17 protein-coding genes are annotated in these 16060 nt (G+C 42.5%); 6 read left to right on the forward strand and 11 right to left on the reverse strand.

The window, feature by feature from the left end:
* Nucleotides 1-73 precede the first annotated feature (73 nt).
* Both clpB and gloA read right to left on the reverse strand, forming a co-directional pair.
* Nucleotides 74-2749 carry an ATP-dependent chaperone ClpB gene (gene clpB, locus H6G59_RS04945; RefSeq protein WP_190712027.1) on the reverse strand — a complete coding sequence of 892 codons (2676 nt, stop codon included), beginning with the start codon at nt 2747-2749 and terminating at the stop codon, nt 74-76.
* A gap of 211 nt (nt 2750-2960) precedes the next feature.
* Nucleotides 2961-3395: a lactoylglutathione lyase gene (gene gloA / locus H6G59_RS04950; RefSeq protein ID WP_190712028.1), complete on the reverse strand. Its 435-nt coding sequence runs from the start codon at nt 3393-3395 to the stop codon at nt 2961-2963.
* Nucleotides 3396-3456: 61 nt separating this feature from the next.
* Here gloA and H6G59_RS04955 point away from each other — a divergent pair, with 61 nt between their 5' ends.
* Nucleotides 3457-3765 carry a hypothetical protein gene (locus H6G59_RS04955; protein WP_190712029.1) on the forward strand — a complete coding sequence of 103 codons (309 nt, stop codon included), beginning with the start codon at nt 3457-3459 and terminating at the stop codon, nt 3763-3765.
* A gap of 87 nt (nt 3766-3852) precedes the next feature.
* Here the strand turns inward: H6G59_RS04955 and psaK are convergent, their stop codons facing one another.
* Nucleotides 3853-4107: a photosystem I reaction center subunit PsaK gene (gene psaK, locus H6G59_RS04960; protein WP_190712030.1), complete on the reverse strand. Its 255-nt coding sequence runs from the start codon at nt 4105-4107 to the stop codon at nt 3853-3855.
* Between the two features lie 149 nt (nt 4108-4256).
* Between psaK and H6G59_RS04965 the strand changes: the two genes are divergently transcribed.
* The gene (locus tag H6G59_RS04965) at nt 4257-4886 is read left to right on the forward strand and encodes a phosphoribosylanthranilate isomerase (protein ID WP_190712031.1); all 630 of its coding nucleotides are present in this window, start codon (nt 4257-4259) and stop codon (nt 4884-4886) included.
* A gap of 104 nt (nt 4887-4990) precedes the next feature.
* Here H6G59_RS04965 and folE read toward each other — a convergent pair whose 3' ends face one another.
* The 5 genes from folE to H6G59_RS04990 all read right to left on the reverse strand — a co-directional run bounded on the left by folE (nt 4991) and on the right by H6G59_RS04990 (nt 10105).
* Nucleotides 4991-5698: a GTP cyclohydrolase I FolE gene (gene folE, locus H6G59_RS04970; protein ID WP_190712032.1), complete on the reverse strand. Its 708-nt coding sequence runs from the start codon at nt 5696-5698 to the stop codon at nt 4991-4993.
* Between the two features lie 229 nt (nt 5699-5927).
* Nucleotides 5928-6653: an SDR family oxidoreductase gene (locus tag H6G59_RS04975; RefSeq protein WP_190712033.1), complete on the reverse strand. Its 726-nt coding sequence runs from the start codon at nt 6651-6653 to the stop codon at nt 5928-5930.
* A 345-nt stretch (nt 6654-6998) separates the two neighbouring features.
* Nucleotides 6999-7979: an acetyl-CoA carboxylase carboxyltransferase subunit alpha gene (locus H6G59_RS04980; protein ID WP_190712034.1), complete on the reverse strand. Its 981-nt coding sequence runs from the start codon at nt 7977-7979 to the stop codon at nt 6999-7001.
* A gap of 86 nt (nt 7980-8065) precedes the next feature.
* Complete coding sequence (locus H6G59_RS04985; RefSeq protein ID WP_016952716.1) at nt 8066-9085, reverse strand: long-chain acyl-[acyl-carrier-protein] reductase; 1020 nt, start codon at nt 9083-9085, stop codon at nt 8066-8068.
* Nucleotides 9086-9415: 330 nt separating this feature from the next.
* Nucleotides 9416-10105, reverse strand: coding sequence for an aldehyde oxygenase (deformylating) (locus H6G59_RS04990; protein ID WP_190712035.1), 690 nt, complete (start codon nt 10103-10105; stop codon nt 9416-9418).
* A gap of 281 nt (nt 10106-10386) precedes the next feature.
* Between H6G59_RS04990 and H6G59_RS04995 the strand changes: the two genes are divergently transcribed.
* From H6G59_RS04995 to H6G59_RS05005, 3 genes are all read left to right on the forward strand, one after another.
* Complete coding sequence (locus H6G59_RS04995; protein WP_190712036.1) at nt 10387-11214, forward strand: carbohydrate ABC transporter permease; 828 nt, start codon at nt 10387-10389, stop codon at nt 11212-11214.
* Nucleotides 11215-11484: 270 nt separating this feature from the next.
* Entirely contained in the window at nt 11485-11766 is a 282-nt protein-coding gene (locus H6G59_RS05000) for a transporter suffix domain-containing protein (RefSeq protein ID WP_190712038.1), read from the forward strand.
* A 46-nt stretch (nt 11767-11812) separates the two neighbouring features.
* Entirely contained in the window at nt 11813-12106 is a 294-nt protein-coding gene (locus H6G59_RS05005; protein WP_190712040.1) for a 4a-hydroxytetrahydrobiopterin dehydratase, read from the forward strand.
* Nucleotides 12107-12190: 84 nt separating this feature from the next.
* Here H6G59_RS05005 and H6G59_RS05010 read toward each other — a convergent pair whose 3' ends face one another.
* From H6G59_RS05010 to H6G59_RS05020, 3 genes are all read right to left on the reverse strand, one after another.
* Nucleotides 12191-13204: a hypothetical protein gene (locus H6G59_RS05010; RefSeq protein ID WP_199331944.1), complete on the reverse strand. Its 1014-nt coding sequence runs from the start codon at nt 13202-13204 to the stop codon at nt 12191-12193.
* Nucleotides 13205-13724: 520 nt separating this feature from the next.
* Nucleotides 13725-14555, reverse strand: a complete 831-nt coding sequence (locus H6G59_RS05015; protein WP_190712044.1) for a FecR family protein — start codon at nt 14553-14555, stop codon at nt 13725-13727.
* Nucleotides 14556-14560: 5 nt separating this feature from the next.
* A complete protein-coding gene (locus H6G59_RS05020) occupies nt 14561-14923 on the reverse strand; it encodes a hypothetical protein (RefSeq protein ID WP_190712046.1) in 363 nt (120 codons plus the stop codon).
* A 103-nt stretch (nt 14924-15026) separates the two neighbouring features.
* On the opposite strand from H6G59_RS05020, the gene moaA reads away from it, so the two are divergent.
* Nucleotides 15027-16013 (forward strand): GTP 3',8-cyclase MoaA, encoded by a 987-nt coding sequence (gene moaA, locus H6G59_RS05025; RefSeq protein WP_190712048.1) that lies wholly within the window; start codon nt 15027-15029, stop codon nt 16011-16013.
* Nucleotides 16014-16060 lie beyond the last annotated feature (47 nt).

A 16060-nucleotide genomic window follows, 5' to 3' on the forward strand; every position in this document is an offset into this window, starting at 1 on the left:
TTTACTGAGTATAAAGGCAAGCAGTTATATCTCATATTCGACAAGCTGATTAAAGACTTACACTTGATGTATTTTAGGCTTCCGATGATACTCCCAACAACTTTATAGTAGAAGGAACAGCTACAGGCTGTTTTTTACTAAAAGTTAGACCATTTTTACCCATATCAATGATAATTGTATCACCCGAAACAAAGGTATTCTCCAGTAACTTAGTAGCGAGGGGATTTTCTACTTCTCGCTGAATTGACCGTTTGAGGGGACGTGCGCCATATACTGGGTCATAACCAGCTTCTACTAGGTGGTCACAAGCGGCTTGGGAGATTTCAAAAAATATTTTTTGCTCTTTGAGCAGATTTTCCACCCGTTTGAGTTGTATGCGGATAATATGCCGCATTTCGGAACGATTGAGGGTATGAAAGAGAATAATGTCATCAACGCGGTTGAGAAATTCCGGGCGGAAGTGACTTCGCAAACCATCCATAACTCGGTTTCGCATCATATCATACTTGCTATCATCACCAGCGACATCGAGAATATGTTCACTGCCGATATTGCTAGTCATAACTATGACAGTATTACGGAAATCTACTGCCCGTCCTTGTGAATCAGTAACTCTACCATCATCTAAGACTTGTAACAAAATATTAAATACATCGGGGTGGGCTTTTTCGACTTCATCCAAAAGCACGACAGAATAGGGATTGCGGCGAATTGCTTCGGAAAGTTGTCCACCTTCTTCATAACCGATGTATCCTGGAGGCGCACCCACCAGGCGGGAAACCGAGTGTTTTTCCATGTACTCGGACATATCTAAACGCACTAAAGCATCTTCGGAATCAAAGAGAAACTGAGCTAATGCACGGGCGAGTTCGGTTTTACCTACGCCAGTTGGTCCCATAAACAAAAAAGAACCAATGGGTCGAGAGGGGTCTTTCATCCCTGCACGGGCGCGACGAATTGCCGCAGAGACGGCACAAACGGCTTCTTCTTGACCGATGACCCGTTCATGTAAATGACTTTCTAATTTAAGTAATTTTTGCCGTTCTGATTCCAAAAGACGATTGACGGGGATTCCTGTCCATTTGGCGACGATTTCGGCAATATCCGCTTCGGTAACTTGTTCGCGCAACAGAGTAGAACCTTGGCTTTGAATTTCTAACAGTTTCGCTTCTTTAACTTCGCGATCGCGCTGCACTCCCTCCAATTTGCCATACTTAAGTTGGGCAGCTTTATTTAAATCATAATCTCGTTCGGCTTGTTCAATTTGTACCCGCAGCGCATCTTCTTCTTTTTTTAAAACGCTAATTGCTTCTAATAACTGCTTTTCACCCTGCCATTGCTCATTAAATGTTTGCTGTTTTACAGTTAAAGTGCTGATTTCTTCCTCAATTCGCGCTAAACGCTCTCTAGTTTGGGAAATTCCTTGCTCTTCTCCTGATAATGACAGCTTTTCCATTTCTAGCTGCATTAAACGCCTGTCAATGGTTTCCAATTCCGCAGGTTTGGAGGTAATCTCCATTTTTAACTTCGCTGCGGCTTCATCAACTAAATCAATGGCTTTATCTGGTAAAAACCGATCAGCAATATAACGGGCTGAGAGGGTTGCGGCAGCTACCAAAGCCGAGTCAGAAATTTTAACATTATGATGCACTTCATAACGTTCTTTTAAACCTCTAAGAATAGAAATTGTGTTTTCTACGGTTGGTTGGTCTACATATACTTGTTGAAAACGGCGTTCCAATGCAGCATCTTTTTCAATGTATTTGCGATATTCATCTAAAGTTGTCGCACCGATACACCGCAACTCACCCCTCGCCAACATAGGTTTCAGCAAGTTTCCAGCATCCATTGAGCCTTGTTGATTAGAACCAGTACCGACAACGGTGTGGAGTTCGTCAATAAAGAGAACTATTTGCCCATTAGATTCAATAACTTCACGGAGAACATTTTTTAAACGGTCTTCAAACTCACCCCGGTATTTTGCCCCGGCAATCAAACTACCGATATCTAAAGAAATCAATTGACGATTCTTCAAAGACTCTGGAACGTCGCCATTGACCATTCTTTGGGCTAAAGCTTCTGCGATCGCAGTTTTACCAACTCCCGGCTCACCAATCAGAACAGGGTTATTTTTACTACGACGAGATAAAACCTGAATTACCCGGCGGATTTCATCATCTCGGCCAATTACAGGATCTAATTTTCCTGCTTTAGCCTGTTCTGTCAAATCTCTACCAAATCGTTTTAAAGCTTCATAAGGTGCATCCGCAGATTCTGATTCTCCCACCTTTTGAGTAACTTTTTGGGTAGGACGAACCGTTTTGACAGCGGCTTCTAACTTAGCTATATCTACATTTAAGCCTTTAAGAATTCGTCTACCAATGCGATCGTCTTCCGCAAAAGCCAGGAGTATATGCCCTTCAGCAATTTCCTCATTTCTCATTCTGACGCGAATTTCTTCAGCACGGTCAAGTAGCAAATCTAAATTGCGCCCTAAGTAAAGCTGATCACTTTTACCGACTTTTGGCTGACGTTGGGTATAAGCTTCTAGTTGTTGTTGTAAGCGGACAGGATCAACTTCAGCACGAGCGAGAATATTGGTAGCTAAACTAGTAGATTCTTCTAAAAGAGCAATAATTAAATGTTCAACTTCTAATTGCTGTTGTTGATAAGCACGGACTATATCCTGAGATTTAGTAATGGCTTCCCAGGCTGTATCAGTAAATTTATTAGGATCTGTAGGCTGCATCTTAAGAATTTTAGAGTTGTGATTTTAGAGTTGTGATTTTAATTTAGGATTTGGTGATTGCTATAACAAGCAGAAAAATATACTTCATAATTCATACATTTCCTATTATCTCCGGTTAGAGTCTTTAATTATATACTCAAATAACTTTGCTAATAATTTCCCCACCATCAAGATTGAGGATGGGGAAATCCCAGAAATTTTGACTTAAAATTTACTTACTGACAAGCTGTTCAGGTGATTCTTGTGTGGCGGATGAACTTTGGCTGCTCAGTTGAATTAGTTCAATTTTATACCCATCTGGATCTTCAACAAAAGCAATTACTGTAGAACCGTGTTTCATTGGTCCTGGTTCCCGGACAACTTTACCACCACGATTTTTAATCTCCTCACAGGTGCTGTAAATATCATCCACGCCAAGGGCAATATGACCGTAAGCTGTCCCCAATTCGTACTTTTCTACTCCCCAATTATAGGTTAGTTCAATTACTGCTTGTTCACTTTCCTCACCGTAGCCGACAAAAGCCAGGGTAAATTCTCCACCTGGATAATCTTTGCGGCGCAGTAATTTCATTCCTAGAAGTTCGCAGTAAAATTTTAAGGACTCTTCTAGGTTGCCCACTCGTAACATTGTATGTAGTAATCGCATATTGACCTTTTTTTAGTTCTTACTTACATTTTATTCCGCACCAAGAATTTCCACAGAAACCGTGTCTAACTCTACTTTAGGGCTGATACGGAGATGGAGTGACGCGGGGAGATGGGGAGACACGGGGACACGGAGATGGTGGGGAGGGGAAGACGCGGAGATGGTGGGACGCGGGGAGGGGAAGACGCGGAGATGGTGGGACGCGGGGACGCGGAGAAAATTAAGAATTACCTGTCACCTGTCACCTGTCACCTGCTTCCTGCCTTCTGCCTTCTGCCTTCTGCCTTCTGCCTTCTGCCTTCTGACTTCTGCCGTTGGTGTAGGGTTCCGCAGGAAGCGCTATTTAGAACTTTACCGTTTAAAAATCTAACATTAAGCAAGACGGGACGATAGGTAATTTGATTCTGACCTACCGCCCCATTTTTACTCTTTTTAGGAAGAGAGTATCAACTAGAACTTATAAACGACCAATATTCGTCAGTCCCAAAACAATGCCAATACCAATCACATGGCCAAAAGCCATTGCACCAATGAAGGTGGGAATACTAACGGGCAGTAAGGGCATCTGTGGTCCAACTTTGGGATATTTAATCCCAAAACTCAGTAAAAGTACTACTAAGCTGCTGGCACTAATAATGATACCTACGGTAGGACTCCACACGGGTGTTGCGGGAACGGATGCAGCAGCGGCTAGTAAGATAGATGATATCAAGGTGTATTCTCCTAAATGAAAAATGAATCTAAGCCTACAAAATTATAAAATTACACAGGACAAAGCAAAAGTTTTTGACCTAGCTTAGGCTCATTTTGTGATTATTTGTGATTATTTTTAATTTTTCAGGTTAATTTTTCAGGCTTACAATGCGGGTTAAAATTTGCGGCATTACTCAACCAGAGCAGTCTATAGCGATAGCGTCCCTTGGTGCAACAGCACTAGGATTTATTTGCGTCCCTACCTCACCTCGCTACGTCACCATAGAGCAAATCCAGGCAGCAGTGGCTCAACTCCCTAGCAAAATTGACAGAATTGGTGTTTTCGCCAACACCGACATTACAGAAATTAGCCAAACAGTGGTGAAATCCGGTTTAACTGGTGTCCAGTTACACGGAGATGAATCACCAGAATTTTGCTATCAATTGCGTCAATCTCTGCCCCAAGTAGAAATAATTAAAGCGATGAGAGTTCGTAATCGAGAACATCTACAAACAGCGGCTAACTATACCAAATTTGTAGATACTTTACTACTTGATGCCTATCATCCTCAACAGCTAGGGGGTACAGGTAAAACCTTAGATTGGCAGATGCTACAGGAATTCAGCCCTTCTTGTCCTTGGTTTTTGGCTGGAGGACTGACACCAGATAATATTGTGGACGCTTTAAGTCAGGTACAACCCAATGGTATTGATTTATCAAGCGGTGTAGAACGTTCACCCGGTGATAAAGATTTAGACAAAGTCGCTCTATTGTTTCAAAGGCTAGGTGACAGGTGACAGGTGACAGGTGACAGGTGACAGGTGACACAAGAAAGATCAATACATACTCTCCCCCTGCTTCCCTGCTTCCCCTGCTCCCCATCTCCCCATCTCCCCAATGCCTAGAAAAATGATGGTTGGTGGCGAATCAAGTTGAAGAATTCTTCGCGGGTTTTATGCTCTTCTTGGAATACACCCACCATCGAACTGGTAACTGTCCAAGAACCTGGTTTCTGCACACCTCTCATCACCATGCACATATGGCTGGCTTCCATGACAACGGCAACCCCTTTAGGTTCGAGAATGGTCTGAATTGCTTCAGCGATTTGTCGGGTTAGTCTTTCTTGTACTTGCAACCTGCGAGAATACATCTCTACAATTCGCGCTAGTTTACTCAATCCCACAACTTTTTGATTAGGGATATAAGCAACGTGCGCTCTGCCCATAAATGGCAGCATATGATGTTCACACAAACTAAAGAAGTTAATATCTCTTACTAGCACCATCTCGTCATGCCCTTCGTCAAAGATGGCACCATTAACGAGTTTTTCTAGAGATTGGTTGTAGCCACTGGTGAGAAACTGCATGGCTTCGGCTACGCGCTTGGGTGTTTTTAGCAGTCCTTCTCGTTCTGGATCTTCGCCTACGCCTACTAGTATTGCCCGCACTGCCTCCATCATGTGTTCCGTATGTTCCTCTGTAGGCGGATGCAAATTTGGTTGCCGCCCATCATGGGTATTTCGGTCAGGTCTGGTATCAATGGCTTCTGCCAAGTCAGGAATTAAAGGAGATGTGGAGCGATTGGAACCGTTGGAACTAGCGATAGTCATGATTGGATTTTGGTAAATTTGGTAAATTTGGTAATTGGTGAGTCAGTGCGGTGAGTCCAGTCCTGAAGGCGGGTTTTCCAACCTAGGGAACTGGCGAACCCGTAAGGGTCTTGGGGAGCCAGTCCGTTGCGGGGGTTTCCCCGTTGAAGGAACTGGCGTGGTTTCCCCCATGAGTGACTGACGAACCCGAAGGGTAATTGGTCATGAAAAAAAATGACTCGATTACCAGTTAAAGAACACCAGCATTCGACATTAGAGTTAATTCTTCAATCACTGCTTGCTGTGGAAGTAAGACCGTGTGGAGAATTGTCTGAGCCACAATTTCTGGGGTTAACATTTTTGAACGGTCAAAGTTAGCATGAACTGTTTCTGTGTCCCAAATTTCAGTATTGACAGAACCTGGACAAATAGCAGTTACACGAATGCCGTGAACCCGTTCTTCTTGAGCCAGGGTTTGAGAAAGGGCTAGTAAGCCAGCTTTGCTAACACAGTAGGCTCCCCAACCAGCAAAGGCTTGTTTGGCTGCTATGGAGGCGACATTGATAATTGTGCCTGTACCCCGTTGCCGCATTTCTGGCAAAATTCCCATCATGCATTGAAAGGCGCTGGTGAGATTTAAGTTAATCACCTGCTGCCAGTCTTCTAGGGGAGTATCGCTTAAGTTGGCGGTGTATCCTATCCCAGCATTGTTTACCAGAATATCTATGTTGCCAAATTCAAGAGCGATCGCTTGGATTTTGGCTTGTACTTGGGAAACGCAAGCTAAATCCAGAGTGAAGGCTTTTGCTTCCACACCGATTTCTGTAGCTGTTTTCGCCACGGCCACCAATTTATTCTCAGAACGGCTAACCAAGGCGACATCTATTCCCGCCTTTGCAAAGGCTAAAGCTGTGGCTTTGCCTATTCCGCTGCTGGCTCCGGTAATCAGAGCGCGTCGTTTTTGCTCAAAACTCATTTTATCTCCCCATTTTTTGGCAGTGCTGTGAGCCACCAGCCACCCATAAGTTAAATAAATCTAAAAATCCGATTATTGTTTTCTGACAAGTGCTATAATGCATTGCCATTATGGGTATATTTCCTACCATTAGCTTTTCCAGTCAGGAGAACAAGCATCTGCCTGGAAAATTTGGTCGTCAACTCAAGGCCGATTACTGAATACTACGCAAATTAACCCATAAATGGAATTAATTTGCTTAACACACAAATGCCTACAGCTGATCAGATTGTTAAAAATCTTTAAGCAGCCCTAGGCAATTATAGCACTGCTGTAGTGCTATGGGATTGTGGTTATGATTTTTAGTTAGTGAGCGAGTTCGGTAAAGACACCAATTTTGCGGAATTTCTCATAGCGGAGTTGGCGGCGTTCTGGGGCGGTTAAACGATTGAGTTCGTCTAAGTTGTCCAACAAGGCTTGCTTGAGAGTTGTAGCTGCACTCAGGGGGTCGGAATGAGCGCCACCAATGGGTTCAGACAATATTTGGTCAATAATTCCCAAGTTTTTCAAATCGTGGGAGATTATTTTTAATGCCACAGCAGCTTGAGGAGCTTTGCTGGCATCTTTCCACAAAATAGCGGCACAGGCTTCTGGGGTAGCAACGGTGTAAACAGAGTGTTCAAACATCAATAAGCGATCGCCTACTCCAATACCCAAAGCCCCACCAGAACCACCTTCACCTATGACTGTACAAAGAATTGGCACATCAAAGCAGAACATTTGCCGTAGATTGTAAGCGATCGCTTCTCCCTGTCCTTGATGTTCGGCTTCTATACCCGCCCAAGCTCCTGGGGTGTCTATAAAGGTGATAATGGGCATACCAAACTTGTTGGCGTGTTCCATGAATCGTAATGCCTTACGGTAGCCACCAGGAGCAGGCATACCAAAATTCCGGGCGACGTTATCTTTGGTATCCCGGCCTTTTTGATGTCCTAACATGACTACAGGTTGTCCACCCAAACGACCAACACCACCAACTAAAGCTGGATCATCACCTCCACAGCGATCGCCATGTAACTCCATCCATTCATCACTGATGGCCTGAATATAATCTAGAGTACTGGGACGGCGTGGATGTCTAGCTACTTGTAGTCTCTGAGAAGGGGTAAGACTACTAAAAATTTCCTCCCGCAGCTGCATAGCCCTTGTTTCTAGTTGGCGAATTTGACCAGAAACATCAACGCCATTTTCTTCTGCAAGTTTCCGAATTTGGTCAATCCGGGTAGCTAGTTCTGCTAACGGCTTTTCAAAATCCAACAGTAGCGGTTTGCGCTCAGTAATTGCCATAGTTAGGGGATAGGGAATAGGGAATAGGGAATAGGGAACAGGGAACAGATATCAGTCGCTCATTCCCAATGACCAATGACCAATGACTAAACTAATAATGGTCTAAAACCGTGTTTAATCGATACTTGACCAATTTGCTCCATTTTGTCTACGGTAATCTGATTACGACCCCAAGAAAAGTTTGTATATAACTTCTCAAATTCCAGCAACATAGATTCAGCAAAACAAGCAAACAACTGGCGTGCTGGTACATCCATATTGACAATTTTCATAATTTTCCAGTCAATATCTAGGGAATGTTCGACAATTCCACCGTTCAACACATACACACCAGGATGTTGAATTTTTGTCCCTAAGTTTTTCGGATAACCACCATCAATCAGCAAACAGGGTTGTTTCAACACTGTCGGGTCAATTTCTACGCCTTTGGGCATACTGGCAACCCAAACTACAATATCGGCTTGGGGTAGTGCTTCCTGTAGACCCATAATTTTACCTCGTCCCAGTTCGGCTTGCAATTCTTGGAGACGTTCTTGGTTACGGGCTATCAGCAGTAGTTCTTGGACATCTGTCTTTTTATCTAGCCAGCGTGTAACTGCACTACCAATATCCCCAGTCGCACCACACACTGCCACAGTTGCTTTCGACAGTTCTATTCCTAGTTGTTTGGAGGCTTCTTCTACTTGCCGACAGATAATGTAAGCTGTATGGGTATTGCCTGTGGTGAAGCGTTCAAACTCTAATTTGACGTTACGGACTTGGCTAAACTGCTCTAAATTAAAGTTCTCAAAAATAATTGAGGAAAATCCACCTAAAGCCGTAATATCAATGCCATGCTTCTGAGCATGAGCCATAGCATTTAGAATTTTGCGTGTTGCAGCTTTAATGCGACGATTGGCCAGCATTTCCGGCAAAAAGCAAGATTCTACATACCGTCCTTCAATTTTTTGCCCAGTGATGCTGGTGACTGTGATATGATCAACAATTTGCGGCGGGGCGCTGCACCAAAAGTCTAGCCCTTGATCGGCATATTCTGGGTATCCCAATTCTTGAGCTACGGATTGAGCGTGTTCTAAACTAGTCAGATGTCCAATTAGACCAAACATGTAGTGATATATTAGGCGTGTGCTGTCAAAAGCTTGTAATCAGTGGGTAATACCAATTTTGGATTTTAGATTTTGGATTTTGGATTTTGGATTTTGGATTCACAGTTTTGATTAAAAGACTGTTCCAGAAATCGCAAACAATACTAATCTATGCCAAGTTGGGATGGTATATTATGTCTAATTCTTAAAAATACTACACAAAGTGTCCAAATAATTCGTAATTCGTAATTCGTAATTACACTCCCAGTTTTAGCCATTTAGTTGGGAAGATCGATGACACCTTAATTTTTTCATCAGGGGTAACAGGTTAGTCACCCCTATGGCGATATTTTAGACAGGCATGAGTCCGTAAGCTGAGAGACGCATAATATCACGAGTGGTGAAGCCGATGTTACTTAATGCTTCACCGTATTGAATCATGAAATCTTCCACTAAGGCTTCTTTTTCCATTGCCAAAACTTGGGCATCATCTGCTACTTGGTTGAGCATTTTCCAGACAAGGGGCAGATTTTGGCGGTTGGCTGTTTCTATTTCGGCTTTTGATTCTGCAAAGTGTTTTTGCAGCCAAACTTCACCAAAGTTGAGATGGCTGTATTCTTCTTTAACTACACCTTCTGTGATTTTACGGGCAAAATCATCAGCAACGGGGATGTAGATGTTGTATGCAGCGATCGCAAAACATTCGATAATTAAAGCTTGAATTAGCAAGCAAGTAACTACTTTACCTGCTGCTGCTGCGGTTTGAAAATTTTGGTGCAGTCCTGAGAAAAACTCCTGAGCAAATTGCATATCTGGTGTGACTTGCAAATTGCGTCCACAAGCCTCAAATCCCTTCTTGTGGCGGTTTTCCATCTTCGATAAGCGAATCAGGTCTTCTTTACTTTCCGGCAGCAGTTCAGCCAGTTGGATGTAATTATCATGGGCTTCTTGTTCCCCTTCAATCACAATTGCATTAATGCGACTATATGCGTCTTTGTATTTTTCACTTTGGAAATCAATTTTTTCAACAAGCTGCTGCATGGTATGTTTACTCCGGAACACTGAATCATTTGATACGAAAATTTAATCAACCCTAGTAATTTAAGATAATTATCACTGTGGTTTAATTTAACTTAACAAGAAATTATAGCTATTAGATTAGTTTTTACTGGAGGTGATGCATTTGTCCTAAAAGGCAGAAGGCAAGAACCTAGAGATAAAAAAGCTTGTAACATAGGATTTTGCGTGGTTTATGATTGTCAAGTTATTTCTGCAATGCTGCGCTTTTACTCCAAAAACCAATGTGTTGAAAGCCATAACTCATGTCCAAACCGAACTGGAATCTGAAAACCGGGAATTTTTTGAGCCTCATAGTTTTACTGCTGGGAGCATTGATCGTTTTACTACCTTTAATTGTAGTCTTTCTCACTTCCTTTGCTGCTACAGGTACAACTCCAGGAATTTTGGGACAAAATAACTGGACTTTAGCTAATTACCGGGAAGCTTGGGAAAGAGGGAAGTTTTTACTAGCATTTGCTAATTCTACCTTGGTAGCGATCGCAGTGACGGCTTTTCAAATTATCACATCTGCTTTGGCAGGTTACGCCCTCGCAAGGCTGAAATTTCGGGGAAGACAAGCAATACTGCTAGTTGTCTTGGCAACTTTGGTAATTCCCTTTCAGTTATTGGTGATTCCCATCTTTTTGGTATTGAAGTGGGGACACATGATCAATACATACTGGGCTTTGATTTTACCAAGTGCGGTAAACGGCTTTGGAATTTTTCTGTTACGTCAATATTTCCAGACAATTCCCGTAGAATTGGAAGAAGCAGCAGCCATTGATGGCGCGAACCGACTGCAAATTTTGTGGCGCATTATGTTACCTTTAGCACGTCCGGCTTTAGTAACGCTGTTTTTGTTCACCTTTATTGGGGAATGGAATGATTTATTTAAGCCTTTGGTATTTACCACTAGACCAGAGTTAAGAACTGTACAACTGGCTTTGGCAGAATTTCAAGAACAATTTACCAATAATTGGCCGTTGATGATGGCAGCGGTGACAATTTCTACTGTACCTGTGATGGTGTTATTTCTGATTGGTCAAAGGCAATTTATTCAAGGTATTGCGACAACGGGAATTAAGAATTAGTCAGAAATGGCTTACGCCTCCCGTAACCGATTCCCCTTCTCTAAGTTGTCAGAAATTACATATCAATAGTGTGTTCACTATTACCACGCAATTGTAGCTCTATCATTTCATTACTCAGAGATTTTATGCAAATGAAATAAACAATTCTTTGCGCTCTTTCCTTTGCGCCTCTGCGTCTCTGCGTGAAACAAAAAATCCACAATGTAAATTAAGCCACTCCAAGTAACCATATAAAAACACTAAACTCAGATTTTGTTACAATCAGGAATTATGCAAAAGCTGGGGTTGATTTTAATTATTGTCTCATTTTTTCCGTGGTTAGCGATCGCAGTAATTGTGCCATTTCTGCCAATTTCCGTAGCCCAAAAAGCTTTATTAGTACCAGCGTTATTAGTTTTAGCTGAAATTATATTTTGGTTGGGTGTGCTATTGGTAGGTAAAGAAGTCGCCCAAAGGTATAAACGTTATTTGAGTTTTCGTTATCTAAAGATACTGCTAAGAAAATTCAGGCGCGGAAGAAGGAACAGAGGTTATACAGATAAACGCTTTTAATTCGATAAAATAAATATGGGAAATCTCTGTATAGGTTATTAGTAAAATGGCAGTACACAAACTGAGCGAAACAGAACTACAACAAGCCCTGAGTAGTTTACCTGGATGGCAAATTAAAGAAGGTAAATTATACAAAGAATATAAATTTAACTCCTTCCCAACGGCGTTAGGTTGGATGGTTAGCGTTGGTGTTCACGCTGAAACAATGGGACATCACCCCGAATGGTTTAATGTTTATAACACCGTCCGGGTGAATCTTGTTACCCACGACATCGGTAATGCTATCAGCAATTTAGATGTGGAACTGGCGAAGAAAATGGAGGAAATCTATAATTCGTAATTCGTAATTCGTAATTGGGAATAGGAGTTAATTCTTCTCCTCAACTTCCCAATCACCAATCACCAATCACCAATCACCCATTACCTAATTCGTCTCTTGAATCTGTAATCTAATGGTGTGTTGTGTTGCGCCACTGAGTTGCAGTTCCATGATTTCCCCACCAAGGGGTTCTACGCAAGTGAGGAGCGATCGCAGATTGGGTGTACTCGCACCAGTGTCAACATACAATCTATCTGCTAAGTTACTGATTTTTTTCCAAGTCATATATAACTTAGCAATGCTTTGTTCCATCTGCGATGCCTGATTTACCAAATCAGCAGCGATACTCAAACAGCCGATTCTTTGCGCTTCTTCTAATGCTGTTTCAATATCCACATTTTCTTCTGTCAACGCTTGGACTTGGACAGCAGATTTGAGATATTTGCCTAATTGACGCGCTTCTGTGGTTGCCTGCTTGAGAGTATCAACATCAGGACTAGCGGCTATATCTCTTTGTAATGCCTTTTGGTGTGATTCGGGCAGTTTCTCCATTTCCTTCACCAAAGGGGCAATGTAGCGCGGTGGCAAGGTATTATCTGCGGCTTTTTCTCTCACTTCCTCTGGTAATAAATCTGAGGACATAGCTGTCCATTCGTCAGTGAGTTGACGGACTTCTCTGCGGGTGATGCGATCGCCCTTTTGCGCGGCTTCACTCACCATCTGTTGCACTTCTGGGGCGGCTTTAGCGGTTTCTACAAACGCCCGTTTACTAAAGTTATTGACAGTACCTGGGTCAAGTTTGCCATCTTCAATCAGGGTATCAGCACTATTTGCGAGTTGAATCCAACTATAAGCTTGAGTTTTACTAATTTCCCTTTCTTTGAGCCATTTGAGAAAACCTGCACCGCGTCCGTCACCGTTTTTTTTCTCTCTGTCACGGACAGAACGCAAAATGCGACCACGCCAAATTTCTGTTTGTAAATCAAAGCGATCGCATACTTGCCATGCTACATCTAGCTGCTGTAAAAAGTCAGACTCCAGAATCTGTTCATCTTCTGGATCTGGTAGTTCAAAGTCTAAGTCTACTGGCTGTTGCAGTGCAGCAGCAAGGTCATTCATAGAGTCGGTATCTTGCACGGTGGATAGCTGGTTGGTGTATGCGATTAGCCGATTGCGACAAACAATAAGCAGTTAAGTATTATAGTTGATAAATTTAAAATTACGTGAATTAGACAAATCCAGATTTTTACTTGACGTGTGTTGCTGTTATAAGTCTTGAACCGAACACGATATCAAATATCGGCGTTGCTGAATAAGGAGATGATTGAGGCTGACGCGGAGACGCGGTGATTATATATTGATGCAGATTCTCAAATCATCCCGCAATTATGCAATGCCCAAATATCAAATAGTTCATAAAACTTATGCACTGTACAAATTAATCATTACAGCAGATTGCAGATCAATGCAAATGGTTTCAAGCCCCCGACTACAGTCGTGGAGAAGAAAAAAGACATTCTTTGCTGGAATCCCCTGGCTTTAGACATGGGGTGTAAGAGTGTCCCCGCGTCTCTGTGTCCCCGTGTCCCCGTGTCTTCTTCAATCGTGACTCCTGAATTCTGCTGTATTTCAGAAAAGATTAAGGAACTACTAATTCATAATCTTGTTTTTTACCTAAAGGTGTTGTCACTGTTACTGCAACGCGGCGGTTAGCAGGCATGGGGATGGTAATATCAAATTTTCCACTGCGATCAGTAGTCAGCGGTTGATTTGCAAAAATGACCAAGTTAACTGGATCAACTTTACCAACAATTCGGGCTTGTTGATTTCCTTCCTCTTCTAGTATCTGCAAGTTTAAGCTTGTATCATTCCGCAATGGCAACGGTGCTGATGGTGGTTCTCCTGGAATCACTAAGCTCTGAAAACCTTTATTAATATACACGCTTTGACCCTGAGCCGTGGTTGCTACACTGCCGCTGAGAGTCGCTACCCCTGTTTTCCCAGTCGGTTGGACATTCACACCAAATTCTGTACCTCGCACACCTGCAATCCCTGCTGGAGTCTCTATTTGCAAGCTGGAGTCTTTATGTGTAAAGGGACGCACCTTGAGCCGTACCTGTCCACTTCTCACTTGTAAATTGGTGATGTGTCCACCATTTCTAGTCTGTTGGAGTTTTTGAATTTCGAGTTTTGTATTTTCGGCAACTTGAACAAAGGCAATACCAGTATCCAGCGCCAGCATACTACTAGAACGCTGGCCGGTGCTGATGCTATCTCCTACATTTTTTAGTTTTACGCCTATGCGCGCCGATTGGGAAGTTTTTCCATTTTGATAGGTTACATCTCCAGAAACACGGCGAACTTCTATGTAGCGGTTGACTCTTAGCTGGAAGTTATTCTGAGCCGATACTCGACTGATAGTCAATATTGTAATTACAAGTACAGTTAATAACAGCCAGCGCTTTTTCATTTACGTCACCGAAAGTAGACCACCCTTGCATCTAATTTACGCGATCGCAAGACTCTTTCTAACCCTTTTGCTGAGGCATAATTATCAAATGCACCTGCATGGATAAATTTACCGAGTCGGTTCTGGGAAATAAACGCATCTGTTACACACTGTTGTATAGATTTTAGTTTTATTTCTTCATCTCCCGGAACTACGACAACGTAAGGGTATTTGGATATTCGTCCTATAACAATTACTTTCCCCTGCTGGACTCTATTAAACTGCTGTGAAGAACTGGAAATTGGAAAACAATTGTCTGCGTAGGCTGTAGTTCCCATTAGTTCCCAACTCAGTGCAATTACTGAACTTATCACAATTGACCATTTCATCTCATTAAAAATACTGCCGTGCTACCCTTGCCACTATACTACTGATTAGGAACCGATGAGATAGTCTAGAATTCAGTCTCACCAAGCTTTGAGCTAAAAAATCATGAACCAGGTAGACTATCTCCGCATTAGTTTAATTGATCGCTGCAATTTCCGTTGTCAGTACTGTATGCCAGAAGGTGCAGAACTGAACTATATTCTCCAGCAACAACTTTTAACTGATGATGAACTCCTCACCTTAATTCAAGAGGTATTTATCCCGATAGGTTTTACCCGTTTTCGTTTGACTGGTGGGGAACCCCTATTACGTCCTGGTGTGGTGGAGTTAGTCAGAAAAATTGCCAATCTTCCCCAAACCCAAGATTTAGCAATGACTACCAATGGGTTTTTACTAGCCCCTATGGCGCAAAATCTCTATAATGCAGGTTTAAAAAGGATTAATATTAGTTTAGATTCTCTCGCTCCAGATACCTTTGAGCAAATTATCGGTAATCATGGACGTGGACGTTGGCAACAAGTTTGGGCAGGAATTCAAGCAGCTTATCATGCTGGCTTTGACCCACTGAAGTTAAATGTGGTGGTTATTCCTGGTGTTAATGACCATGAAATTTTGGATTTAGCGGCTTTGACCATTGACAAACAATGGCACGTCAGGTTTATTGAGTTTATGCCTATTGGTAATGATCAATTATTTAGCGATCGCGGTTGGATATCTTCCGCAGATTTACGTCACAGCATCCGCGAACGTTGGGGATTGACAGAATCTCAAATTCGTGGTAATGGACCTGCTGATGTGTTTCAAATTCCGGGAGCTAAAGGAACATTAGGATTTATCAGCCAGATGTCAGAATGTTTTTGCGATCGCTGTAATCGAATGCGTCTTTCTGCTGATGGTTGGCTACGTCCCTGCTTATTAAACGAAACTGGTCAAATTGACTTAAAAACCTGTTTACGTGCCGGCGTTAGCACTGCTCAATTACAGCAGCAAGTTAAGCACATACTCGACATCAAAGCAGAAATTAACTTTAAACAGCGCGACTCTGGTACTGTCGGCACTTACACCCGTACCATGTCGCAAATTGGGGGTTAGTCATTAGGAACAGGGAACAGGGAACAGGGAACAGGGAACAGAACCAA

Source organism: Anabaena lutea FACHB-196, assembly GCF_014698305.1.
Classification (GTDB): Bacteria; Cyanobacteriota; Cyanobacteriia; order Cyanobacteriales; family Nostocaceae; genus Anabaena; species Anabaena lutea.

Excerpts from the sequence above, each read along its gene's own strand:
- H6G59_RS04980 (WP_190712034.1), bottom strand. The coding sequence starts at position 7,979 with ATGGCAATTACTGAGCGCAAACCGCTACTGTTGGATTTTGAAAAGCCG.
- H6G59_RS05010 (WP_199331944.1), bottom strand. The coding sequence starts at position 13,204 with ATGAATGACCTTGCTGCTGCACTGCAACAGCCAGTAGACTTAGACTTT.
- H6G59_RS04995 (WP_190712036.1), top strand. The coding sequence starts at position 10,387 with ATGTCCAAACCGAACTGGAATCTGAAAACCGGGAATTTTTTGAGCCTC.
- H6G59_RS04965 (WP_190712031.1), top strand. The coding sequence starts at position 4,257 with ATGCGGGTTAAAATTTGCGGCATTACTCAACCAGAGCAGTCTATAGCG.
- H6G59_RS04985 (WP_016952716.1), bottom strand. The coding sequence starts at position 9,085 with ATGTTTGGTCTAATTGGACATCTGACTAGTTTAGAACACGCTCAATCC.
- H6G59_RS05000 (WP_190712038.1), top strand. The coding sequence starts at position 11,485 with ATGCAAAAGCTGGGGTTGATTTTAATTATTGTCTCATTTTTTCCGTGG.
- H6G59_RS05005 (WP_190712040.1), top strand. The coding sequence starts at position 11,813 with ATGGCAGTACACAAACTGAGCGAAACAGAACTACAACAAGCCCTGAGT.
- H6G59_RS04990 (WP_190712035.1), bottom strand. The coding sequence starts at position 10,105 with ATGCAGCAGCTTGTTGAAAAAATTGATTTCCAAAGTGAAAAATACAAA.
- H6G59_RS05015 (WP_190712044.1), bottom strand. The coding sequence starts at position 14,555 with ATGAAAAAGCGCTGGCTGTTATTAACTGTACTTGTAATTACAATATTG.
- H6G59_RS05020 (WP_190712046.1), bottom strand. The coding sequence starts at position 14,923 with ATGAAATGGTCAATTGTGATAAGTTCAGTAATTGCACTGAGTTGGGAA.
- folE (WP_190712032.1), bottom strand. The coding sequence starts at position 5,698 with ATGACTATCGCTAGTTCCAACGGTTCCAATCGCTCCACATCTCCTTTA.
- moaA (WP_190712048.1), top strand. The coding sequence starts at position 15,027 with ATGAACCAGGTAGACTATCTCCGCATTAGTTTAATTGATCGCTGCAAT.
- H6G59_RS04975 (WP_190712033.1), bottom strand. The coding sequence starts at position 6,653 with ATGAGTTTTGAGCAAAAACGACGCGCTCTGATTACCGGAGCCAGCAGC.
- clpB (WP_190712027.1), bottom strand. The coding sequence starts at position 2,749 with ATGCAGCCTACAGATCCTAATAAATTTACTGATACAGCCTGGGAAGCC.
- gloA (WP_190712028.1), bottom strand. The coding sequence starts at position 3,395 with ATGCGATTACTACATACAATGTTACGAGTGGGCAACCTAGAAGAGTCC.